The sequence below is a fragment of the Parendozoicomonas callyspongiae genome (genome assembly GCF_023502345.1).
GTDB lineage: Bacteria > Pseudomonadota > Gammaproteobacteria > Pseudomonadales > Endozoicomonadaceae > Sansalvadorimonas > Sansalvadorimonas callyspongiae.
On record NZ_JAMFLX010000028.1, the window covers coordinates 25,362 to 47,283 of the forward strand.

Annotated in this window: 18 protein-coding genes; 6 read left to right on the forward strand and 12 right to left on the reverse strand. The window is 50.0% G+C overall.

Annotated features, from left to right (window positions below):
• Window positions 1-94 precede the first annotated feature (94 nt).
• On the reverse strand, window positions 95-430 hold the full coding sequence (locus tag M3P05_RS16895; protein WP_249701226.1) for a hypothetical protein: 336 nt from the start codon (window positions 428-430) through the stop codon (window positions 95-97).
• Window positions 431-1,290: 860 nt separating this feature from the next.
• Complete coding sequence (locus M3P05_RS16900) at window positions 1,291-2,613, reverse strand: dicarboxylate/amino acid:cation symporter (protein WP_249701227.1); 1,323 nt, start codon at window positions 2,611-2,613, stop codon at window positions 1,291-1,293.
• A gap of 571 nt (window positions 2,614-3,184) precedes the next feature.
• On the opposite strand from M3P05_RS16900, the gene M3P05_RS16905 reads away from it, so the two are divergent.
• Window positions 3,185-3,469, forward strand: a complete 285-nt coding sequence (locus M3P05_RS16905; protein WP_249701228.1) for a hypothetical protein — start codon at window positions 3,185-3,187, stop codon at window positions 3,467-3,469.
• An 881-nt stretch (window positions 3,470-4,350) separates the two neighbouring features.
• On the opposite strand, the gene cydX is transcribed toward M3P05_RS16905, so the two are convergent.
• The 5 genes from cydX to brnQ all read right to left on the reverse strand — a co-directional run bounded on the left by cydX (window position 4,351) and on the right by brnQ (window position 9,385).
• Complete coding sequence (gene cydX / locus M3P05_RS16910) at window positions 4,351-4,464, reverse strand: cytochrome bd-I oxidase subunit CydX (RefSeq protein WP_249701229.1); 114 nt, start codon at window positions 4,462-4,464, stop codon at window positions 4,351-4,353.
• Window positions 4,465-4,476: 12 nt separating this feature from the next.
• Entirely contained in the window at window positions 4,477-5,610 is a 1,134-nt protein-coding gene (cydB, locus tag M3P05_RS16915; RefSeq protein WP_249701230.1) for a cytochrome d ubiquinol oxidase subunit II, read from the reverse strand.
• 14 nt (window positions 5,611-5,624) lie between these two features.
• Window positions 5,625-7,205 carry a cytochrome ubiquinol oxidase subunit I gene (locus M3P05_RS16920; protein ID WP_249701231.1) on the reverse strand — a complete coding sequence of 527 codons (1,581 nt, stop codon included), beginning with the start codon at window positions 7,203-7,205 and terminating at the stop codon, window positions 5,625-5,627.
• A gap of 312 nt (window positions 7,206-7,517) precedes the next feature.
• Entirely contained in the window at window positions 7,518-8,042 is a 525-nt protein-coding gene (locus M3P05_RS16925; protein WP_249701233.1) for an ATP-dependent zinc protease family protein, read from the reverse strand.
• A 26-nt stretch (window positions 8,043-8,068) separates the two neighbouring features.
• Complete coding sequence (gene brnQ / locus M3P05_RS16930) at window positions 8,069-9,385, reverse strand: branched-chain amino acid transport system II carrier protein (RefSeq protein ID WP_249701234.1); 1,317 nt, start codon at window positions 9,383-9,385, stop codon at window positions 8,069-8,071.
• A 302-nt stretch (window positions 9,386-9,687) separates the two neighbouring features.
• On the opposite strand from brnQ, the gene M3P05_RS16935 reads away from it, so the two are divergent.
• The 4 genes from M3P05_RS16935 (at window position 9,688) to M3P05_RS16950 (ending at window position 14,173) form a co-directional block, all read left to right on the forward strand.
• Window positions 9,688-11,019, forward strand: a complete 1,332-nt coding sequence (locus M3P05_RS16935) for a Na+/H+ antiporter NhaC family protein (RefSeq protein WP_249701235.1) — start codon at window positions 9,688-9,690, stop codon at window positions 11,017-11,019.
• A 9-nt stretch (window positions 11,020-11,028) separates the two neighbouring features.
• The gene (gene pyk, locus M3P05_RS16940) at window positions 11,029-12,468 is read left to right on the forward strand and encodes a pyruvate kinase (RefSeq protein ID WP_249701236.1); all 1,440 of its coding nucleotides are present in this window, start codon (window positions 11,029-11,031) and stop codon (window positions 12,466-12,468) included.
• A gap of 140 nt (window positions 12,469-12,608) precedes the next feature.
• Window positions 12,609-13,385: an SDR family NAD(P)-dependent oxidoreductase gene (locus M3P05_RS16945; RefSeq protein ID WP_249701237.1), complete on the forward strand. Its 777-nt coding sequence runs from the start codon at window positions 12,609-12,611 to the stop codon at window positions 13,383-13,385.
• A gap of 26 nt (window positions 13,386-13,411) precedes the next feature.
• Complete coding sequence (locus M3P05_RS16950) at window positions 13,412-14,173, forward strand: sulfite exporter TauE/SafE family protein (RefSeq protein ID WP_249701238.1); 762 nt, start codon at window positions 13,412-13,414, stop codon at window positions 14,171-14,173.
• Here the strand turns inward: M3P05_RS16950 and M3P05_RS16955 are convergent, their stop codons facing one another.
• Window positions 14,174-14,659, reverse strand: coding sequence for an aminoacyl-tRNA deacylase (locus M3P05_RS16955; protein WP_249701239.1), 486 nt, complete (start codon window positions 14,657-14,659; stop codon window positions 14,174-14,176).
• Between the two features lie 180 nt (window positions 14,660-14,839).
• Between M3P05_RS16955 and M3P05_RS16960 the strand changes: the two genes are divergently transcribed.
• Complete coding sequence (locus tag M3P05_RS16960) at window positions 14,840-15,838, forward strand: pentapeptide repeat-containing protein (RefSeq protein ID WP_249701240.1); 999 nt, start codon at window positions 14,840-14,842, stop codon at window positions 15,836-15,838.
• On the opposite strand, the gene M3P05_RS16965 is transcribed toward M3P05_RS16960, so the two are convergent.
• The 4 genes from M3P05_RS16965 to M3P05_RS16980 form a co-directional block, all read right to left on the reverse strand.
• Window positions 15,819-16,205: a hypothetical protein gene (locus tag M3P05_RS16965; RefSeq protein WP_249701242.1), complete on the reverse strand. Its 387-nt coding sequence runs from the start codon at window positions 16,203-16,205 to the stop codon at window positions 15,819-15,821. The genes M3P05_RS16960 and M3P05_RS16965 overlap by 20 nt on opposite strands.
• A gap of 149 nt (window positions 16,206-16,354) precedes the next feature.
• Window positions 16,355-16,858: an aminoacyl-tRNA deacylase gene (locus tag M3P05_RS16970; RefSeq protein WP_249701243.1), complete on the reverse strand. Its 504-nt coding sequence runs from the start codon at window positions 16,856-16,858 to the stop codon at window positions 16,355-16,357.
• Window positions 16,859-17,166: 308 nt separating this feature from the next.
• On the reverse strand, window positions 17,167-20,316 hold the full coding sequence (locus tag M3P05_RS16975) for an efflux RND transporter permease subunit (RefSeq protein ID WP_283777852.1): 3,150 nt from the start codon (window positions 20,314-20,316) through the stop codon (window positions 17,167-17,169).
• Window positions 20,317-21,522: an efflux RND transporter periplasmic adaptor subunit gene (locus M3P05_RS16980; RefSeq protein WP_249701245.1), complete on the reverse strand. Its 1,206-nt coding sequence runs from the start codon at window positions 21,520-21,522 to the stop codon at window positions 20,317-20,319. It lies immediately after the preceding gene.
• Between the last annotated feature and the right edge of the window lie 400 nt (window positions 21,523-21,922).

A 21,922-nucleotide genomic window follows, 5' to 3' on the forward strand; every position in this document is an offset into this window, starting at 1 on the left:
GCTCCCTGTTGTTTATAGATTGGCTGCAGAGATAATTCTGAAAACAGGGAGAGCATACAATCAAAATGGTCAGGGAAAAATTGCAGCAGTGTTGTTATTTTCTGATATAGCGAGTTGATCGGCCATGACAGGTCAACAAGTCAAGCTGGGTCTTCAGCCTGCTGACCACTTTACTCTGCTTTTGCAGTTCTGATTTATCGATAAACAGCTTTTCAAGAGGGCTGGCTTGATTCCTCTTGTAGTCGTACTCGTTACAGAGATAAGTCAGCTTGGCTTTTTCAACAAGCAGCTGGTGGGAGAGGTTGTCGACTTCAGCCTCGGACTCTCTTGCCCACTCTAATTCTTCCCTGCGTTCACGACTGATAGATTTTAAAATCATAATGATGACGGCAAGAAAAGAAAATGCGATAAGGGCAAGGCTGAACTGCATAGGCTTGAATACTTATTAGGAAGCTGATGGCTTGATGTTCCACCAAAAACGGGTGGGGTTCAACAAGTAATCGGTGAAAAATACAGATTTAAAATTGTTCAAAACTACATTGAGTGCTACCAGGGGCTGTTGCAAGTCATAAGAGCCTGTTCATTCATGTGAATGAAGGAGTTTCCAGGTTTTCTCGATTATATCCAGCAGTTAAGGGAATATTGTTCTTTACCGCTGATTCGGATCGCAGCAGACACATCTTGACCGGTAACCTGACTGCTCCGGTGACCTGTGTGATTCTATAGTGGGTCAGTCTGCTCAATCAGATGATCAGGAACCAGATCATTCGTTAGAGCGACAAAAGCAGGTCTGTGATTGTTAGCTGCATTTTTAAACCCCTGTGCTGGAGGTCCAGAGAAAATCAGTTTCGGAACCTGAGAGCTCTCCTGTTGATATAACAGTTTTTGACTGCCAGGTGATTAAAGCTGCCGGGAGAAGCTTGTACATATATAGAAGAGGAAGGAGCTGCACTCTTTCTGTTAGCTCATTGATTGCGTGGGCATTCAGAATATTGAAGCAGGATGAGGCTGCAACGATGAAAATCCGGAGCAGTTGTTTGGCCACTCTATCTGATATCCGATTTCTCCACACAACCAATGATCCCCGATTGAATAAAACATTCCAGATTGAGCCAACCTCATCAGCTGCCTCTCTGATTGATCTATTAAAGGATAGAAGCATTGAGAAAAAAAAGACCTGGGCCTTGTGGCACCAGGTCTTGGATATTGGATTGAGGGCTAGCCTCTACATAAGCCTTTCTGGCTTACTAATAGTGATATATGGCCTGATCCTGGTGTGTTGCCTCAGTATCAGGTAGCTTCACCGGAAATATGGTGAAAGTCGATATGCTCGTCTTTGCTGGCAGCATTGGGATCTTCGAAAACATCCAGATCCATTTCGCCTTCAGACTTGGCAACAATACAGGTTACTGCGCAGTCACCGGTAATGTTAACGGCGGTACGAACCATATCCAGCAGACGGTCAACACCCATAATCAGCGCGATACCTTCCAGCGGCAGACCAACCTGCTGCAGAACCATGGCCAGCATCACCAAACCTACACCAGGAACACCAGCAGTACCAACAGATGCCAGAGTGGCTGTCAGGATAACAGTCAGGTAATCACCCAGACCCAGTTCAATACCAAACGCCTGGGAGATAAATACGGTGGCAACACCCTGCATGATGGCAGTGCCGTCCATATTAATAGTGGCACCGAGAGGAATAGTGAAAGATGCAACCTTATTGGAAACACCCAGACGACGGCTGACAGTTTCCATGGTTACAGGAATGGTCGCGTTACTGGACGCAGTACTGAAGGCAAACATCATGGCATCTTCCATCTTGCGCAGGAAAATGCGAGGGCTCAGACCTGCGAAGATCTTCAGCATGGAGCAGTAGGTGACAAACAGATGGGTAATCAGTACCGCAACCAGCAGCACGAAGTACTTCATCAGGTTGGCGATAGCGCCAAACTCGATTTCGGTAAACAGGCGTGCCATCAGAGCGAATACACCGTAAGGAGCCACGTTCATCAGCAGGGCAACCAGCTTCATCATCACTTCGTTCATAGACATGAACAGATCAGCAACCTTCTTGCCTTTCTCACCGGAAGCGGCAATGGAAATACCGAACAGCAGAGCAAACATAATGATCTGCAGAGTGTTGCCGCTGGCCATAGCTTCAATCGGGTTGCTGGGGAACATGCCCACAATAACGTCACCCAGTGATGGAGCGTTCTTTGCGGCAAAGGTAGAAGTTCCTTCCAGGTTGGTGCCGATACCAGGCTGAACCAGGAGACCTCCAAGGATCGCCAGAGTTATCGCAATACAGGTAGTTGCCAGATAAATGCCAACGGTCTTGAGGCCGAGACGGCCAAGGGAAGTCGCATCGCGCAGGGAACAGGTGCCGCAGACCAGAGAGGTGAAGATCAGGGGAACAACCAGCATCTTCAAACAGGTGATGAAGATCTTGCCGATGACATTGAATAGGCCATTTGTGACATAGTCAGTTACAAACGGATCTGCAGGGAACAGAGAACGAGAGAGCAGGCCGAAGGTCACACCGAGGACCATTCCCACCAAAACTTTGCTCGTCAGAGACAGGTTATTCCAGCGTTTAATCGCAGGCATTCAGTCTTTCCTCTTACTTGAGAATGATTGATGCCATGTTTGAGAGCAGTACTGCGTACAAAGCGCAGGTGCCGGTGCCGGAAATTGTTATCCGGCTCCCGATTGAGCGTAAAGGGTCGGGAAACATGGCGCTGTTATTTGTCGATATTCCGGGCGGGAGAGAAGCGAGGTAAGGCTTAAAAATCTCCAGGTGAGTCAGCAAAAAAGCACGGCTGACAGCGGGCCAATAACAGGCCCAAAATGACAAAACTGCCCGGATAAGACAGATGGAGTCAGGCTGATGGCGAGCACCCTACCAGCGGGGCAGTTGGTTGGGACATGGCATAAGTATTTAATTTTATTGGTTGTTGTGCCTAGTATGGTCGGTTGGATAAGACTTTTTATCTGATAAAAGATGGTGGTTTTCCAAGGTATTTATATCTTTTTTGGGGTAATGCTTCAGGCGCTTGCACGGGGTATTCCCAGGGGATGAACCATCTTGTTATTCATACGAGCAAGTCTGTTATGAGTAGTTAGTGTGGGAAGGGTTTATAAAGAGAGCCTGTGGTCTAGAAAAGGATTTATGATATGGATGGCCGAAGACGAACTCGATCAAACTCACTCTCTGAAGATTCCTTACCTGCTACGAATAGACATGCAGCAAGTACTGAGTGTTCGATCTGTTACAGTGATTACCCGATATTCATTCCAGATCCATCAGGAGAAACTGGTTATATCTCCGATCACGCTATCCAAATTTGTGATCAGGGGCATTATATGTGCTCCTACTGCGCTCCAGAATATTTTCGAAATGAAATTCTTGAGGATAGAAAGTGTGAAATTAAGTGCCCAGGGACTGGGTGTGATCATCGAATGACCAGTGAGCAGATTGAAGGTTTTGTAGGAGCATTCTCTATCCATCTGGGATGGAATCAGGAAAAAACATTCAAAAAACACTTAAGGAAGGTACCACATGCTGTGTCGGAAAGAAGAAGGATGGTTCCCCATGTCCAGAGGTGTTTGAAAGAACAGTTGAGGCAATTAACAAACCCTATCCATGGCTCTGTGAGGAATGTGGGACATTCTATTGCCTGGGGTGTGGTGAAATGCCATTCCATATGGACAAAACCTGTGAACAGGTAGCATTAGAGTCCTATCGAGTGAATGAAGTTGGTTTTCCCATTTCTGTCAAAATAAAAGCAGCTGCGGGAAGAGGGGGGATCTGTAAGTGTGAGGAATACTATGAGCGTTCATCAGGGTGCAACCATATAGTCCATACTCTGGTCACTTCCGGTGGATCTGGCTCTAGCCCTGTTAAAGCATGCGACGCTGCATACTGTTATATTTGCAGGACTCCCTGGGGCGATAAAAACTGTGGCTTCTACAAATGTAATCAGACTCTGATCAAGTGTCTTAAGTGTGACCATCATGCTGTCAGAATACAGGTTGGAACTGAGCACTATGTCTGCAAGAACCAGATGAGCCCTCATGAGTTCTGTAATGGCTGCAAAAGTGTCTGGGGAAATGAGCATCATGATAACAGGGGGTGCCCTCCACCTTCTGGAAGTCCTGGCTCTTCTGTAATGGCGAATGTGTTGTGATACGCAGAGTTGCAGGCACAGGGAAGAGATCTCCGGTGACAAATCTTTAAACACTGGTGGGACTTTAAAAGGGATGGGTGAGTTGCTGAGACATCTTGTCTAGATAATAAAACGCCCCTGGGAGCAGGGGCGTTAAAGTGTTAATTAAACTCTGGTCTTATTCTTCAGTCTTATCATCAAAATCATGCTCATGAAACTCATACCACATGGTATTGATAATCCCGAATGAGCAGGCCAGCAATACGCCGAGTATCCAAGCGAAATACCACATACAGTCAGCCTCCTAGTACAGGGAATGGGTATTGGTTTCGATATGGGCGCTGTCGACCTTGCCCCACATCTTGTAGAAACACCAGATGGTGTAAGCGAACACTATCGGTACAAAAATACCGGCGACGATAGTCATAATACCCAGGGTCAGTTCACTGGAGCTGCCATCCCAGACGGTCAGGCTAACGTTCGGATTGCTGCTGGAAGGCAGAATGAACGGGAACAGGGAAAGACCTGCCGTGGCAATCACGCCTGCCTGGCACAGAGAGCTGCTGACAAAGGTCAGGGCCGCACTCTTTTTGGAAAGCAGCATCACGCCAACACTGCCGATAAAGGCCAGGGCTGGAGCCAGAATCATCAGCGGATAGGTCTGGAAGTTATTCATCCATGCACCAATGGCGCCGAACTCAACAGTTTTGTTCAGAGGGTTGGCTGCGGCATTGGCATCAATGGCACCAACAATCTCATAACCAGGCAGCTGGGTGACCCAGGCACCGCCAAGAGCAAAAGTGACAAACACCACAGCTGCCAGAATGCGAGCCACATGAGCCGCGCGCTGCTCAACCACTCCGGAGGTGCGCAGGTTCAGCCATGCTGCACCCTGCATCATGATCATGCTGATGCTGACCACGCCGCAAAGCAGTGCAAACGGATTCAGCAGATCAAAGAAGCTGCCGGTGTAACTCAGGCGCATGGTGTTATCAAGGTTGAAACCATAACCCTGGAACAGGTTGCCGAAGGCAACACCGAAAATCAGGGCGGGAATCAGGCCACTCAATACCAGGCCCAGGTCACACCATTTCTTCTGATGATCTTCCACCTTGGCGCGATACTCGAAGGAGAGCGGTCGCAGCATCAGGCAGAACAGCACCAGCAGCAGGGCCCAGTAGAAACCGTTGAAAGCTGTGGCGTACACGGTTGGCCAGGCGGCAAAGATAGCGCCGGCGCCGGTGATCAGCCACACCTGATTACCATCCCAGTGAGGGGCGACCGCATTGATAACAATCCGACGTTCAGTGTCGTTTTTACCCAGGATAGTCAGCAGACCGGCAGAACCCAGGTCGTAACCATCGGCGATGGCAAAACCGATCAGCAGCACGCCAACCAGCAGCCACCAGATCAGTTTTAATGTTTCGTAATCAAACATAAAGGCTACCCCTGTCAGTGAGTGCTCATGGCGCTGTCGCCAGAGGTTTTCTGTTCAAAGTGATAACGTCCGGTATGCAGGCTGCTTGGCCCCTGACGGGCATACTTAATCATCAGATACATTTCTACGGCCAGGAAAATGGCATAGAAGATGGTGAAGGCCGCGATGGTCATATACAGATCAGTTTCCGTCAGACTTGATGCCGACATCCACGTTGGCAGCATTCCGGCAATCGTCCAGGGCTGGCGACCATATTCAGCAACAAACCAACCGGCTTCAGCAGCAATCCAGGGCAGAGGCAGACACCACAGTACAATTGTCAGGAACTTGCGGCTCTTGTATTCGGTGCGACGTGCTGTCTTATAGAATGCCGTTGCGAATACCAGCAGCATGATAAATCCACAACCCACCATAATCCGGAAGGAGAAGAACAGCGGCCACACAGTCGGGATCGTGTCTTCTGCAGCCTGACGGATCTGCTCAGGTGTGGCATCGACGACTTTGTCTGTATAACGCTTCAGCAGCAGGCCGTAACCCAGTGTGTCTTGAACTGCGGAGAAGGCTTCGCGGATTTCGGGAGTCTTGTTACCTGCACGCAGCTCTTCGAGCAGACGGTAGGCTTCCATACCATCCTTGACACGCAGCTCGTTGCGATCGATCAGATCCTTGATGCCGAGTACCTGCTTATCAAGAGAGCGGGTTGCAATTATGCCCATCGCCCAGGGAATCTTGATGGCAAAGTCGGTCTCCATGTTTTTCTGGTCAGGAATACCGATCACAGTAAAGGCGGCAGGAGCTTCTTCGGTATGCCATTCTGCCTCAATTGCTGCCAGCTTCACCTGCTGAACATCGCCCAGATTGTAGCCGGACTCGTCACCCAGAAGAATGGTGGACAGGATAGCAGCCATACCAAAACCGGAAGCTACGGCAAAAGAACGACGGGCGAAGCCGATATCGCGGTTGGTCAGCATGTAGTAAGCACTGATGGACAGTACAAACATTGCTGCTGTCGTGTAACCAGAAGCAACGGTATGAACGAACTTCACCTGGGCAATGGGGTTAAAGATAACTTCGGCGAAATCAACCATCTCCATACGCATGGTTTCAAAGTTGAATTCGGCACCAACGGGGTTCTGCATCCAGCCGTTGGCGATCAGGATCCACAGTGCAGAAATATTAGAGCCCAGGGCAACCAGCCAGGTACAGGCAAGGTGTTGAACCCTGGACATGCGGTCCCAGCCGAAGAAGAACATGCCGACAAAGGTGGATTCCAGGAAGAAAGCCATCAGCGCTTCGATAGCCAGGGGGGCACCGAAGATATCGCCGACATAGTGGGAGTAGTAAGACCAGTTGGTACCAAACTGGAACTCCATGGTCAGGCCGGTAGCAACACCGAGAGCAAAGTTGATGCCGAACAGTTTACCCCAGAAGCGGGTCATATCCTTATAGACCTGCTTCCCTGTCATCACGAACACGGACTCCATAATGGCGAGCATAAAGCTCAGGCCAAGAGTCAGCGGCACAAACAGGAAGTGGTACAGGGCCGTCAGAGCGAACTGCAGGCGCGAAAGATCGACAACATAATCAGAGATCATAATATTCTCGCGCGGAAAAATAACAAAAAGAAGAAGAGGTCTACAGGCCAGAGGAGTTCCGGTACTGCAGTGGAACTTGCCCTCGGAACACACCAGTATGAAGTCGTCCTTGAGCGCGGGTCATTATAGTTGGGTCATTTGCGGCTGAAAATTGATTTGAGTCAATATCTGGTTATTTGTACCTATTTCGGTATATTTTGGCGAAATATTTTCCTGGGGGTGTAGCGATAATGTTTGTTTTGTGCTGTAAGTTGTCGTTTCCCAGTGACGCATCATTTCGGGAGTGTGCGTTGAATGCTACGAGTGACCAGTTTAGCCCGTTAAAATGTTTAGAACGGGTTTGCCGGTTAAATTCTTCTTATTGATATCAACTAGCAGGCCGGATAAAAAGCTTCGGCCAAGCAGGATGGGATATTCAAATTTACGCCTGTCAGTCAGAGTAAAAGGTGTACTACGCTGGTCACTGCCCATAACAACAGGAAGGCAGACGACAGGGCGGCACTGGCTCTCGGCACCATGGCGTTTAACCCGGACATAACGCTCAACCGGCAGCTCCATGTTTTTTGTACAGCCGCCACCTCTATTCACCAGTTCAAAACTGACCCAGTCTTTTCCATCCTTTTTGAAGTCTTTGATATTGCGGGCATCCAGTGAGGAGAGCTCTGCGCCTGTGTCAATTCTGGCATCGAGAGCCATTCCAGCAGAAGGGAGGCCAAGGGTTTCCACTCCTCCCAGGATTTTTGTTTCTTTCTGCTGAAATGGTGTGGTTTTGGTATCAGCCTGTAAGGGCAGGTGAATCAGGCAGAAAAGGCAGGCGATAAGCAGGGTTTTGTTCATACCTTCTCCGTCTTTATTTGGGGCTGTTACTTTGGTTTCAGTCCTGACAGTCTTCCAAGAAACTGCATGAGAATCAGTATGATAATGGCGGGTATTGCCCAAATCATATGACTCGTACTGCCGGGCCATGAGGGAATTAAAGTTAGCAGGCTTTCTGGAATTGGGTAGTACGAACGTTCTGTGTTTAGTGCAAAAAGACTGAAAAGGGAAGTGGTAATCAATATCAGCTGAGTTGTTGTCCTGCGCCAGATCAGCCAGTTACGCAGCAGGTTCAAGACCAGCAGGCTGATGGCAAGCGGATAGATAAACAGCAGCACTGGTTCGTAGTAGTAGATCAGTTCTTCCAGGCGCAGGTTCACAGCCAGCAGACAGGCTGCTGCCAGAATCAGAACATAGCCTTTGTATCCCGGCTTTGGCATCAGTCTGGTGAAATAGCTGGCAACGGCGCTCAGACATCCTGCCGCTGTTGTCAGGCAGGCCAAAAGGACAACCCCACCCAGTAGAAGTGCACCTTCGGGGCCAAAGCGCCAGGTGGTAAACCTTGACAGAAGCTCACCACCATTGGCTGGCGCTTCAATCAGATTCCGGCTTGTGGCTCCCAGATTGAAAAGACTCAGGTAGACCGCCGCCAATCCGGTAGCGGCAATAAATCCGGCAAAAATGGTGTAACGCACCAAGGTTCTCTGGTCATGAATACCATGGGACTTCAGGGTGCTGACAATGACCGAACCAAACAGAAGTGCGGCAAGGGCATCCATTGTCATATAGCCATCTGTAAAGCCTCTTCCAGCAGGATCGATAGCGTAGGCTCCCAAAGCTGAACTCGGTGCCAGGTTATTCACAACCAGGGGAGCCAGCCCAAGAACAGCCAGTAATATCATAAGTACTGGAGTCAGCTGCTCACCAATGCGCTCAGCCATTCGACCAGGATTCAGGGCGAGGAGGGCGGCGACAGAGATAAAGGAGATATTAAAGCCTATTCTGACGGCTTCGCTGCTTTTCGGGAAAAATGGATGAACAGCAATTTCATAGGCTACAGCGCCTGTTCGGGGAGTGGCGTAGAGGGGGCCGATCATCAGGTGAATAAAGAGACCAAGAATCAACAGAAACCAGGGAGGAGTATCTCGACCGAGTGCCTGGAAGCCATGGTCACAGCGGGCCAGAGTGGCTATGGCCATCAGTGGCAATCCGACAGCGGTTAACAGAAATCCGACAGCCGTCAGCAGCCATTGATCCCCGGACAGATACCCTGCCATCACTGGAAAAATCAGGTTGCCTGCGCCCAGAAACAGGGAAAAGGTCATAAACCCTGTTGCCATCAATGTACGGGTTGCCTGGCTCATCCCTGCCATCCCCTGTCTGTGTCCTGGTGATTATTCTGTGTTATCGGCTAAAAGAAAGATAATCTATTGATTAGAGGTTTATTTTTAGAGAATTGTGATAATTTCTCATATGCCGGACAACAGGCTCCCTACAATGCGCAGCGTTCGTAAACCCTGTGAACAAACAGCCTTGAGCGGGAAGTTGCTTTTCATTACCTCTAGGTGATGAAAAGCAACTTCTGTAGAAAAAGACAGATGCCACCAAAAGTGGCTGCCTTTGTCGCTTCAAAATACGATATTGAACCGAGCCTTACGTTAACGGTATGAATCCAGAAACCCCTGTTAAACCGATTTCCAGGCCTCTGGCCATGGTCCCTCTCTGCATATTTGTTGCCATTTTCTTTGGCAGTGGTGTCTACCACATGATGCAGGGCACTGAGTTTGCCTTCTATCAAATTAAAGCCCCTGTGGCGGCACTTCCTGCCATGGTTGCAGCTGTCCTGCTGGCCAAAGGCTCGGTGGAAGATCGTGTTCTGCCATATCTGCGTGGCGTGGGTGATATCAATATCGCCACCATGTGTATGGTCTTTCTTCTGGCGGGTGCATTCAGTCAGGTGACCAATGCTATTGGTGGCGTGGATGCGACGGTGTCCCTTGGTTTGAAGCTGCTTCCTGCACCTTTCCTGCTACCCGGTCTGTTTCTGGTTTCCGGTTTTGTCGCTACAGCCATGGGGACATCCATGGGAACGGTTGCAGCCATTGCTCCAGTGGCTGTCGGTATTTCTCAAAGTACCGGTATTGAGATGGCCCTGTGTGTTGGTGCCGTGGTCGGTGGGGCCATGTTTGGTGATAACCTCTCCATGATTTCCGATACCACCATTGCTGCCACCAGAACCCAGGGCTGCAAGATGCGGGATAAGCTGCTGTTTAACCTGCGTCTGGCTTTGCCCGCAGCTCTGATAACAACTGTGATATTGCTGCTGCTCAGCTCTGGTGGCGAGCCAGTGACAGGTGATGTGGAAAACTACTGGCTGGTGCTGCCGTATTTATTAGTTCTTGGCCTGGCTGTGGCAGGAATTAATGTCCTGGTTGTGCTGATGAGTGGTATCCTGTTCTCAACCCTGCAGGGAATGCTGACAGGCAGTTACTCTATCGGAGTGGCAGCTGACGATATCTATCGTGGTTTTGAAAGCATGATTGAAATCATGCTGCTGTCCCTCTTTATTGGTGGCCTGAGTCGCATGATGACAGAAGGCGGTGGTAAAACCTGGCTGACAGACACGGCCCGTCGTCTGTTATCCCGTGGTGGCAAACTGAGCAGTCGTGCCGGTGAGGCGGGAATCGCTATCCTGGTGAGCATCTGCAACCTGTTTACCGCTAACAATACCGTGGCCATTCTGGCTACAGGTGGTGTGGCACGCGATCTATCCAGCGAGGCAGATATTGATCCCCGCCGCTCAGCCAGCCTGCTGGATATTTTTTCCTGCATTATTCAGGGTGTGATTCCCTGGGGCGCGCAGATTCTTCTGGCAGGTTCTATCGCGAAGATTTCACCGCTGGAAATTGCAGCTACTGTTCATTATGTATGGATTCTCGCAGCGGTAGCCATACTGGCGATTATCACCGGGTTCCCCCGTATCAGGAGGGAATCCTGAGGAGACCCAATGCTGAGACGTACAAAGATCGTTGCCACTCTCGGGCCGGCAACGGATTCTGATGAAGCACTGACCCGCCTTATCAAGGCAGGTGTAAACACAGTGCGATTGAATTTCTCCCACGGCGTTCCCGAGGACCACCAGCGCCGTGCACAGCAGGTACGCAGGATTTCTGCAGAGCTGGGCCGGGCCGTTGCTCTGCTTGGAGACCTGCAGGGGCCCAAAATCCGTATTACCAAATTCAGTAACGGTGCTGTTGAACTGGCACCGGGTGATACATTTATTCTTGATGCGGCCCATGATGCTAATGCCGGCAGTCAGGAACGGGTTGGCCTGACCTACAAGGATCTGCCGGGTGACTGCGGCGCCGGAGATATGCTGCTTCTGGACGATGGTCGTGTCACCATGCAGGTGGAAAAGGTTGAAGGTTCAGCCATTCACTGTCGTATTGTTATTGGTGGCAAGCTCTCCAATAACAAAGGTATTAACCGCCAGGGAGGAGGTCTCTCGGCGCCGGCACTGACAGAAAAAGATATCGCTGATATCAAGGTTGCTGCCGGTCTGGAGCTGGATTATCTGGCAATTTCCTTCCCCCGTAGGGCAGCCGATGTTGCACAGGCCAGACAATTGTTGGAACAGGCTGGTGGCAATGCCGGTATTGTTTCCAAGATTGAGCGGGCTGAAGTGGTGAATGATTCTGCGGTGCTGGATGAGGTAATCCGCGCCTCCGATGCGGTTATGGTTGCCCGTGGAGATCTTGGTGTCGAGATTGGTGATGCCGAGCTGGTTGGTATCCAGAAGCTGATTATTGAGCAGGCCAGAATCTATAACCGTCCAGTGATCACCGCGACCCAGATGATGGAATCGATGATCACTAACAGTCTGCCAACCCGGGCAGAAGTGTTTGATGTGGCCAACGCGGTTCTTGATGGCACCGATGCGGTGATGCTGTCTGCCGAAACCGCCACTGGTGATCATCCTTACAGTGTGGTTGAGGCCATGAACCGTATCTGCCTGGGTGCAGAAAAGCAGCCAGCGGTACAGCTCTCGACTCACCGTATGGACTGGAACTTTGCCCGTATCGACGAAGCCATTGCCATGGCCACCATGTATGCGGCCAACCATATGGAAGGTGTTAAGGCGATTGTCTGTCTGACTGAGTCCGGTTCTACTCCTTTATGGATGTCCCGCATTAATTCGGCTCTACCCATCTTTGCCCTGACGCGAACTGAGGCCAGTCAGAGAAAAGTTGCTCTCTATCGTGGCGTTGAAGCACTTCTGTTTGATCCGACTGTCTACAAGGCGGGCAATGATGTCAATGAAGCTGCTTTGCAGGTTCTGGTGAAGGAAGGCCTGTTGCAGAAAGGTGACCGGGTTATGATGACCAAGGGCGATACCATGGCTGTGGTTGGTGAAACCAACACCATGCAGATTCTTAAAGCCAGATAGAAACAGTTATCGTCTGTTGAATGAGTATTTTGCCTGATAATGTCACTTTCTGCTGGTTACACAGGGGTTCTCTGACCTTACAATTAAGCTGCAAATAACAATAGACATCCATAGTAAACATTAAGAAGTGGGAGCTAGGAGTGATTCTTCATAATAAAACAGCCTTGATTACCGGCGGAGCCTCGGGTCTAGGGCAGGCGACAGCGCAGGCCCTGGTAGAGAAGGGGGCGCGGGTATTTATTTTTGATCTGAATGAAGAACTGGCCAGGGTAACTGTCTCCGAACTTGGAGCGGATAATGCCGGTTATGCTGTGGTCGATGTTGCGGATGAAGCATCCGTTGAGCAAGGAATCAGGGAAGCCATGGAGGCATTCGGTGAACTGCATCTGGTTGTGAATTGTGCCGGTATTGCGCCACCTGCCAAGGTAATAGATCGAGATGGGAATCCTCTTCCTTTCAGCAAGTTCAAGAAGATTATTGATATAAACCTGAATGGCACATTTAATGTTCTGCGTCTGGCAGCGGAACAGATGGCCAAGAACCACCCGTTTAATGAAGATGATGGACGCGGCTGCATTATCAATGTTGCATCAGTTGCGGCTTTTGATGGCCAGATCGGACAACCCGCTTATGCGGCTTCAAAGGCTGGCGTGGTTGGTATGACCTTGCCCATAGCCAGAGAGTTTGCCCGTTATGGTATCCGCGTGAATACCATCGCTCCCGGACTGTTTAGAACACCAATAGCCGCTTCATTACCTGAAGCTGCCATCGAGTCACTGAGTCAGGGCGTGGAATATCCTAAACGCCTTGGCCGGCCTGAAGAGTTTGCCAGTCTGGTTGTGACTATTGCAGAAAATGATTATCTCAATGGTGAAACAATCCGTTTGGATGGTTCTATTCGAATGGCAGCACGCTGATTTAAATAATAAAAAAGAGGCAGACGATGTACGAGCTGACCCTGGTAAATGGACTGATTCTGGTTGGTGCCGGAATCGCTGCCGGTTTTATCAATACCATTGCTGGTGGCGGCTCAATGCTGACTCTGCCAGCCCTTATGCTGATGGGAATGCCTGCTGATATTGCAAATGCCACAAACCGTGTTGGCGTGGTGATGCAGTCGGTGGCCGGGTTACAGGGCTTCCACAAGCATAAGCGGTTGGATACCTCGGCAATGATGGCTATTGTTTTGCCAACATTGCTGGGGGCTGCTGCCGGAGCCATCCTGGCTTCATGGTTACCTGCCGATATTCTCAAACCGGTTTTACTGGGAACCATGATAGTGATGGCCCTGGTTATGGTCATCAAACCCTCTGCGCTGTCCCCAAAAGAGGGAACACAATCACTCTCTTTTTCTGAAAAGCCATCTGCCTGGCTGGGGTTATTTTTTGCAGGAGCCTACGGCGGTTTTCTACAGGCTGGAGTGGGCTTTATGCTGCTTGCGGCCATTGCCGGAGGCTTGCGTTATGATCTGGTGCGGGCCAATGCCCTGAAGGTGTTTTGTACATTTGCCTTCAGCCTGGTTGCCCTTGGTATTTTTATTTATAACGATCTGGTTTTGTGGATACCCGGACTGATTCTCGCCCTTGGCAGTATGATCGGTGCCAGGTTAAGCGTGAACTTCACAGTAAAAGCATCCATGCGAACACTTGAGTGGATTCTGTTTGCAATGATTGTTCTGGTCTGTGTGGCTGCGCTGTTTAATTAATCAGAAGTCATTTCTGACAGGCTGGCTGATGCGGTCATGCATGGCATCAGCGGCAAGTGTCTGAAACCCTTCTCCGGAAACATGCACTAATGTGGTGTGATCACCGGCTTCCAGAAAAATATCCTGACAGGATAGAAGTTGGTCATCCCAGATCATTTCCATATTGAATGCCGGTCCCATGGGCGGAATGGCACCTGTTTCACAGTCTGGAAACCGGTTAGCCAGATCTTCCTCAGTTGCCAGCTTTAATGGTTTATCCACCAGATCTTCCAGGACCCGCAGGTGTAACCGCCTGCCAGCTGGAATAACGGCCATCAGGTAATTTTCCAGAGGATCATGAACAACCACAGCTTTGGCAACCTGGCTGGACTGGATATTTGACGCTATGGCGCTCTGCATGGCTGTGCAGCTGTGGCTATGAGTGACTGTGTCATAAGGAACATGCTGCTGAGTCAGGTAGCGGGTCAGATTGCGGGAAATTGTCACAACTCATCCCCTTGAGATGATCTTACATTGCTACTTCAGGCTTCCATTATAGGCTTGGGAAGCTATTTGGTTGTGCTGATATTACGTAGAAAATGAAATTTTCAGCCGTTCAGCGATAAGCCTTTCTGGCTCCTATAATCATTAGTCATGGAGGAATGAATACTAAAAGGTTGCCGCTGCATGGAAGCAGAACAGAACTCTCAACATAAACACCAGAGCCATCCCGCCTGTGAATACCCTGGCTGTCAGGAAGTGGCATTAGCAGGAAAGAAAATCTGTTTCTGGCATGACCCTGAAAGCAGCAAGCAAAATGAAGACGTCCGTCCGCAGCTTGAACAAATGGTGCGCGAGGGCAAGTCTCTGGCTGGTTTTCGACTGGCACGTGCAAACCTGGAAAATATAGATCTTGTCTGCCGTCGACACAGTTCAGGCCCTGACTTGAGCCATGCTGATCTCTATCGTGCCAATCTCAGAGGGGCACATTTATATAAAGCGAATATGAAGCAGGCCTGTCTTATGAAGGCCCACCTGTCATCAGCCAATCTGAATTTTGCCGAACTCTCTGGAGCCAATCTTTTGGGTGTGCGACTGGATTACAGTCGAATGGAACATGTGAACTGGGGCAAGACTCTTTTCCAGGAGCTGGAAATCAAGGAAAAAGCCAAAAACAAATCCGCTGAAGAGAAACGGCAGATGTATGGCGAGGCCGAAGAGGTTTGCCGCAATATCCGAAAAAGCTGTGAGGCTCATGGACTGTTTGATGATGCCGGACGATTTTTTCAGAAAGAGATGACATTTCGTCGCTATCAGTACCCCCTGGGAACCTGGCAGCGCTGGACTTCGAAAATTGTGGATCTTCTGTGTGGTTATGGAGAAAGGCCGTTCAGGGTTTTTGTTTCGTCAGCCGGTCTTGTTTTTGCCTGTGCCCTGTTTTATTTCATTACCGGAATGGTGTCTGGTGATGAAATACTGCGTTTCGAGTTTAATGCCTCGCTGGCTACAAACCTCAGAACATTCTTTGATGCGCTTTACTTCAGCGTGGTGACATTTACCACGCTGGGGTATGGTGATCTGACGCCGTTAGGGCCAGCGAGAACAATGGCTGCTCTGGAGGCCTTTATCGGGAATTTTGCCCTGGCTTTGTTTGTTGTGGTGTTTGTTAAGAAAATGACCCGCTGACTTCAGGCAGTGATACCCCGGAGTCGGTATAGCGCACACCAAAATAAACAATGCCTTCTTTGTCTACACGGTTAGGGCGTCCATCTTCGTTGTCCAGACCGAAATAACTGAAGTAATGACCATCTTCGGTCTGTATCCAGTCCGGATAGTCCGTGTCGTTGAAGTGAATATGGAAAGGTCCCTTACGGATAATATTGGGAATGTGTTGAGGCTCTTTTTCCGGATCGGTGGTATCCATCAGGTTGTAACAGATCAACCCGAGAATAATGGCTGCAGATAACGAGATAATATAATCCCCTTCAACAGCCGATAGCAGAGCGATTGACAGGGTGACAGCAGGTGTAACAAGACGATAAAGAAAGCGCATGTCAGCTCCAGTGCTAGTAGGCACTGCCTCTACTATGAATCCCGCTGGCGACTATATCATACGGGTTATCACCCAAAATTTGCGGGAGGTCAGTTTCTGACACTGTCATCCAAAATATTTTCCTTACATCCCGGGCGTTGGAGAACTGATTATTCAACGCCTCCCTTATAGAGTTCCTGCTCATCGGGAATACAGCTGAGATGAAGATGAAGCTGGCTTGTCATCAGCTGTTGATATTGATCCCTGTGCATATGAATCAGCTCTCTATGATTGCCTCCTTCGAAGTAAATATCCGTGACATCATTAAGGCTGTCATCACAGGCTGTCATCATTCCCCACGGTTCTCCAATTGCTGGAATAGAACCCGCCTGGCAGTCAGGAAACAGCTCTTTCAGGGTTTGTTCCTGCACCAGCTTTAAATGGCGATCCATACTCTGGTTCAGCTGTTTGAGCATCAGCTTGTTATTGGCGGGCATGACCGCCATGACCAGCCCTCCTTCATCTTTCAGAACCACAGCCTTAGCCATGGTTTTTGTTGGAATACAGGCACTGTGAGCGGTGTCCAGCGCTCTCTCTGTATAAGGGTGGGCAACAACATCATATTCAGCATCATGGGTACTGAGGAAGTTTTTGAGGTGCCGGGAGATGGTCATAAAATTGTCTCTTACATCAAGGCGAATTCACCCACCACTCACAACAGCAAAGCTTGAGTGTTTTGAGTTTCTGCCTAAAGGCGGCAAAGTGCAGATAAGTATAAGCAAAGACGATAATTTCGCAGCGATACAGCTACTTTTTTGAATCATCGAACAAACGGCAATGGGACACTGTTGACTGAGAATATGTTATGCAGCTTGCAGTGGGTTTCTTCTCATGTATTTGAAGTCTGAAAAGATAACTCCATGGGACAAAAGAACCCCGGCCTAAGCCGGGATTCTTTCAAAGGGGTGATAAAAACAGAAAATCAGCTTTTGTTATGGGGGGCATGCTCAATGGCATCCACCATATGTTCAGCAACAGCTTTCTCACGCTCACGCATCGCCTGGATAATGCGATACAGAACCGGAGTCAGCAAGGTGCCAATGATGGTTGCCGCCAGCATACCGCAGAGTACGGTCATGCCCAGGGAAACCCGGCTGGCCGCACCCGGACCGGTTGCCATAACCAGGGGCAGAATACCCAGCACAAAGGACAGTGCAGTCATCAGTACTGCCCGGAAACGCAGGTGGGCTGCAGTCTGGGCCGCTTCGATAATACTCATGCCGTCTTCACGCTTCTTCATGGCGAATTCCACGATCAGGATCGAGGTCTTGGCCGCGATACCTATCAGCAGAACCATACCGATCTGGGCGTAGATATCATTTACCATGCTCGCCAATGTCAGGCCGGCGGCAGAACCAAAGATGGCAATAGGCACTGAGGCGATAACCGCAAATGGGATATTCCAGCTCTCATATTGCGCCACCAGGAACAGGTATACGAACAGGATGGCCAGTCCAAACAGGATCGGGGCCAGGTTGCCGGCTTCGATCTCCTGGCGGGTCTGCCCGGCCCACTCGAAGGTGTAACCGGCAGGCAGTTTGTCTGCCAGTTCGGTCATAACCCTGATGGCATCACCGGTACTGTAACCCGGTGCCGCGTTGCCGTTGATGGTGGCAGAACGGTACAGGTTAAAGCGGTTGATGGTGGTCGGTCCCTGGATTGGCTTCAGCTTGACCATGGTCGAGAGTGGAACCATCTCATTTGAAGCATTGCGAACAAAGAAGTTGCGCAGATCTTCAGGCTTGGTCCGATACTCGGCTTCGGCCTGCATAATCACCTGGTAGATACGGCCAAAACGGGTAAAGTCATTGATGTACAATGAACCCAGCTGAGCCTGCAGGGTGGTATAGACATCAGCAATGTTTACTCCGAGAGCCTTGACCTTGTTACGGTCAACCTCAACCTCAAACTGGGGCACGTTGGCACGGAAGGTACTGAAGACCCTTGATAGTTCGGGTTGCTGGTTGGCTTCATAAATCAGGCCATTCAGAACTTGAGCCAGCTCCTTTGGATCACGACTCATAGCATCCTGCAGGCGGAAATCAAAGCCGCTGGTGGAACCCAGGCCGGGGATGGGTGGCATTTCAAAGGAAAATGCCTGCGCATCATCCAGAGTCCAGAGGCGGCCCTGGATCTGACCGTTTATGGCTGCAATCTGCAAATCCGGAGTGGTTCGTTCATCCCAGTCCTTCAGTACTACTACGCCCAGGCCGTTGTTGGATCCGGCACCGCCCAGCAGACTGAAACCGGAAACGGTGATCACACTGTCGACCCCCGGTACTGACTGAACCAGTCCGGTGATTTTTTCCAGCACCTTGTCGGTTCTGTTGATAGACGCCGCATCGGGAAGCTGAACGTTTACGAACAGGAAGCCCTGGTCCTCATTGGGTACGAAGCTGGAAGGAAGTTGCTGGATCATATAACCGGCGGATCCGGCCAGGATCAGAAACAGAATTCCCATACGGGCAGAACGTTTGATCATCCAGTCGACCCACTTGCTGTAACCGCCTGTGGTTCGGGTGATCATACGCTCAAACGGCTTCATAAAGCCCATATGACTCATGCGGCCCGGCTTAAGAAGGGTTGCACAGAGTGCCGGACTCAGGGTCAGGGCGTTGATGGATGAAATAACCACAGCCACAGAAATAGTGACCGAGAATTGGTTATAGAGTGTTCCGGTAATACCCGGCATAAAGGCCACAGGCACAAATACCGCCAGCAGAACCAGAGTGGTGGCTATAACCGGGCCGGTTACCTCTTTCATCGTCAGTCGTGTTGCTTCAACCGGCGACATGCCATCGGCGATATGCCGTTCAACGTTTTCAATCACCACGATGGCATCGTCTACCACAACCCCGATGGCCAGCACCAGGCCAAACAGTGATATGGTGTTAATCGAATAACCCAGCACATTCATAATGGCGAAGGTACCGATCAGGGAAACCGGAATGGCAATGGACGGAATCAGAGTCATCCGCCAGTTCTGCAGGAAGAAGAATACAACCAGAATAACCAGGGCCACTGCCTGGAACAGGGTTTCTACAACTTCATCAATAGAACGCGTGATAAACCTTGTGGTATCAAACTTGATGTCGTACTCAAGCCCGGGTGGGAAATCTTTTGCCAGAAGCTCAACTTCGGCACGAACATCTTCAGCTACCTGAGTCGCGTTGGCTGATGGAACCTGATAGGCAACAATAAAGGCGGTCGGGTGACCATCAATATTAGCCTTGCCGGAATAGCTTTTGGAGCCTAGCTCAATACCGGCAACATCCCGCAGCCGTACGGTTGAGCCATCCGGGTTGGCGCGCAGAACGGTATTACCAAATTCCGCTTCGGTTTTCAGGCGGCCCTTGCCCTGAATGGTGTATTCAAACTGCTGGTCCGGAAGTGTAGGCCCCTGACCCAGTTTACCGGCTGCAACGATAAGGTTCTGTTCCTTCAGGGCACCGTTAATATCACCAACAGTGATATTCATGGCATGCATCCGGTCAGGTTTCAGCCAGATACGCATGCTGTAGGTGAGTTCACCCATTACGCTCATCTTGCTGACACCGGGAACACGGGACAGAGGTTCAACCATGTAGTTCGTGGCGTAATTGCTCAGGAACATCTGGTCAAAAGTGCCATCCGGTGAAACCAGGTTAACACCCAGCAGCATATTGCTGGATTGCTTGTTTACGCTGACGCCCTGGCGACGAACCTCTTCCGGCAGTTTGGATTCTGCTCGGGCCACCCGGTTCTGTACGTTGACCTGGGCAATATCATCATCAATACCAGACTTGAAGGTAACCTTGATCGAAGCCGCGCCGTTATTGTCGGCTGAGGATTCGATATAGATCATATCCTCAACGCCGTTAACCGCCTCTTCGATGGGGCGAATAACAGATTCTTCCACCACCTGGGCACTGGCACCGGGATAGACTGCATTGATGCTGACCGTTGGGGGAGCAACCTCAGGGTACATATTGATCGGCAGGGTTGTCAGGGAGAGTAAACCTGCCAGTGTTATCACTATCGAGATAACAAAAGCGAACTTCGGCCGCTTTATGAAAAAGTGACTGAACAACATTTACTTGGCCTCGGCGCTTTTGTCAGCACTGCCAGCATTCGCTGGATCACTGAAGGTACCGGTTTCCATATCAACAACCTTCATCACCGGAGTGACAACAATACCGGGGCGTACCTTCTGTAGGCCAGATACAATAATTTTCTCACTGGCTTTCAGGCCGGACTCAACCACCCACATAGGGCCAATGCGACGGCCGGTTTTAATAATCCGGGTATCCACTTTGTTTTCGCTGTTGACAACGAGGACAAAGCGACCCTGCTGGTTTTCCTGAACGGCAGCCTGAGGAATCAGCGGCTTGTCCTGTTTCTGGGTGCCTTTGATGATCAGGGTGACATACAGACCGGGTAGCAGCAGTTTATCCGGGTTGGGGAATGCCGCACGCATATTGACGGTGCCGGTGGTTTCATCAACCTTGATATCGGCAAAATCAAAGCTGCCAGGCTCATCATACATGGCACCATTAGGCAGCTTCAGTGATGTGGAAAACTCCTGGTTTACATTACCGTTGCCCTGGTGTTGCTGCTGATAAGTAATCATCAGCTTTTCGTTAACCTGGAAGTTAACATACATCGGGTCAACCTTGATCAGGGATGCCAGCGGATCACTGGAAGGGCCGACCAGGTTGCCAACGCTGTAGGTTTCCTTGCCGATTTTGCCGGAAAAAGGTGCGTTAATTTCGCTGTAGGAAAGGTTGATTCTGGCAGTTTCAACCTGAGCCTTGGCAGACTCTACATTGGCCACTGCCTGTGCTTCGGCGCTAATTAGTGAATCCAGATTGGCCTTGCTGATATGTCCCTGTGGAAACAGCTCACGGCCTCGTTCGAGGTCAGCAGCGGCCTGTACTTTGGCGGCACGGGCACTGGCGAGCTTGGCATTGGCCTGGCTCAGGGATGCCTTGAAAGGAGCTGGATCAATTTTGAACAGCAGCTGGTCTTTCTGGACGGTTTCACCCTCAATAAAGTTCCTTTCCTGCAGGAACCCTTCTACTCGTGCACGCAAATCCACAGATTCGCTGGCTTCCGTACGGGCAACAAACTCGGCATAGTCTCCAACGGCTTCATTGGTCACGGATGCCACAGACACAGCGGGAGGTGGTATCTGATGCTGGGTTGCACCTTGCTGGTTCTCTTCCGAACATCCGGCCAACAGGGCCATGCCAAGCAGCAGTGGTGCGGCCTTGATGGACAGGTTTTTGGTTATCTGCATAACTTTACTCCTTGTTAGACAGGGCTTGGGTTTTCTTCCTGAGTTCATGTGCCCATGAACTGGTATGTATCAATAAGAATTAGGCGCTGTGGTGCAGCTTGCTCGATTAATAGTTTTTTAATCGGACAAACTTACGTCAAAAGAGCCTGATTTGCTGTGAAAAAGGTAGTTCAGCCAAACGTAACAGGGTCAGGGGGTGTTTATGAATGGTCTGTTGGACTAATCAGCGTTAATCTACGCTCAATGGTTATGCAAGTCTTGGCCATGTTAGCGTTAGATAATGTAACGCAAAATGCAGAGTTTGCAGCCGGTGAACAACCTCACGAACAGAATCTGTGAATGACACCATAATATGGAGCAAAGGGCGTGCAGTTTTTTGCTTTTTTGGCAATTTACAGTC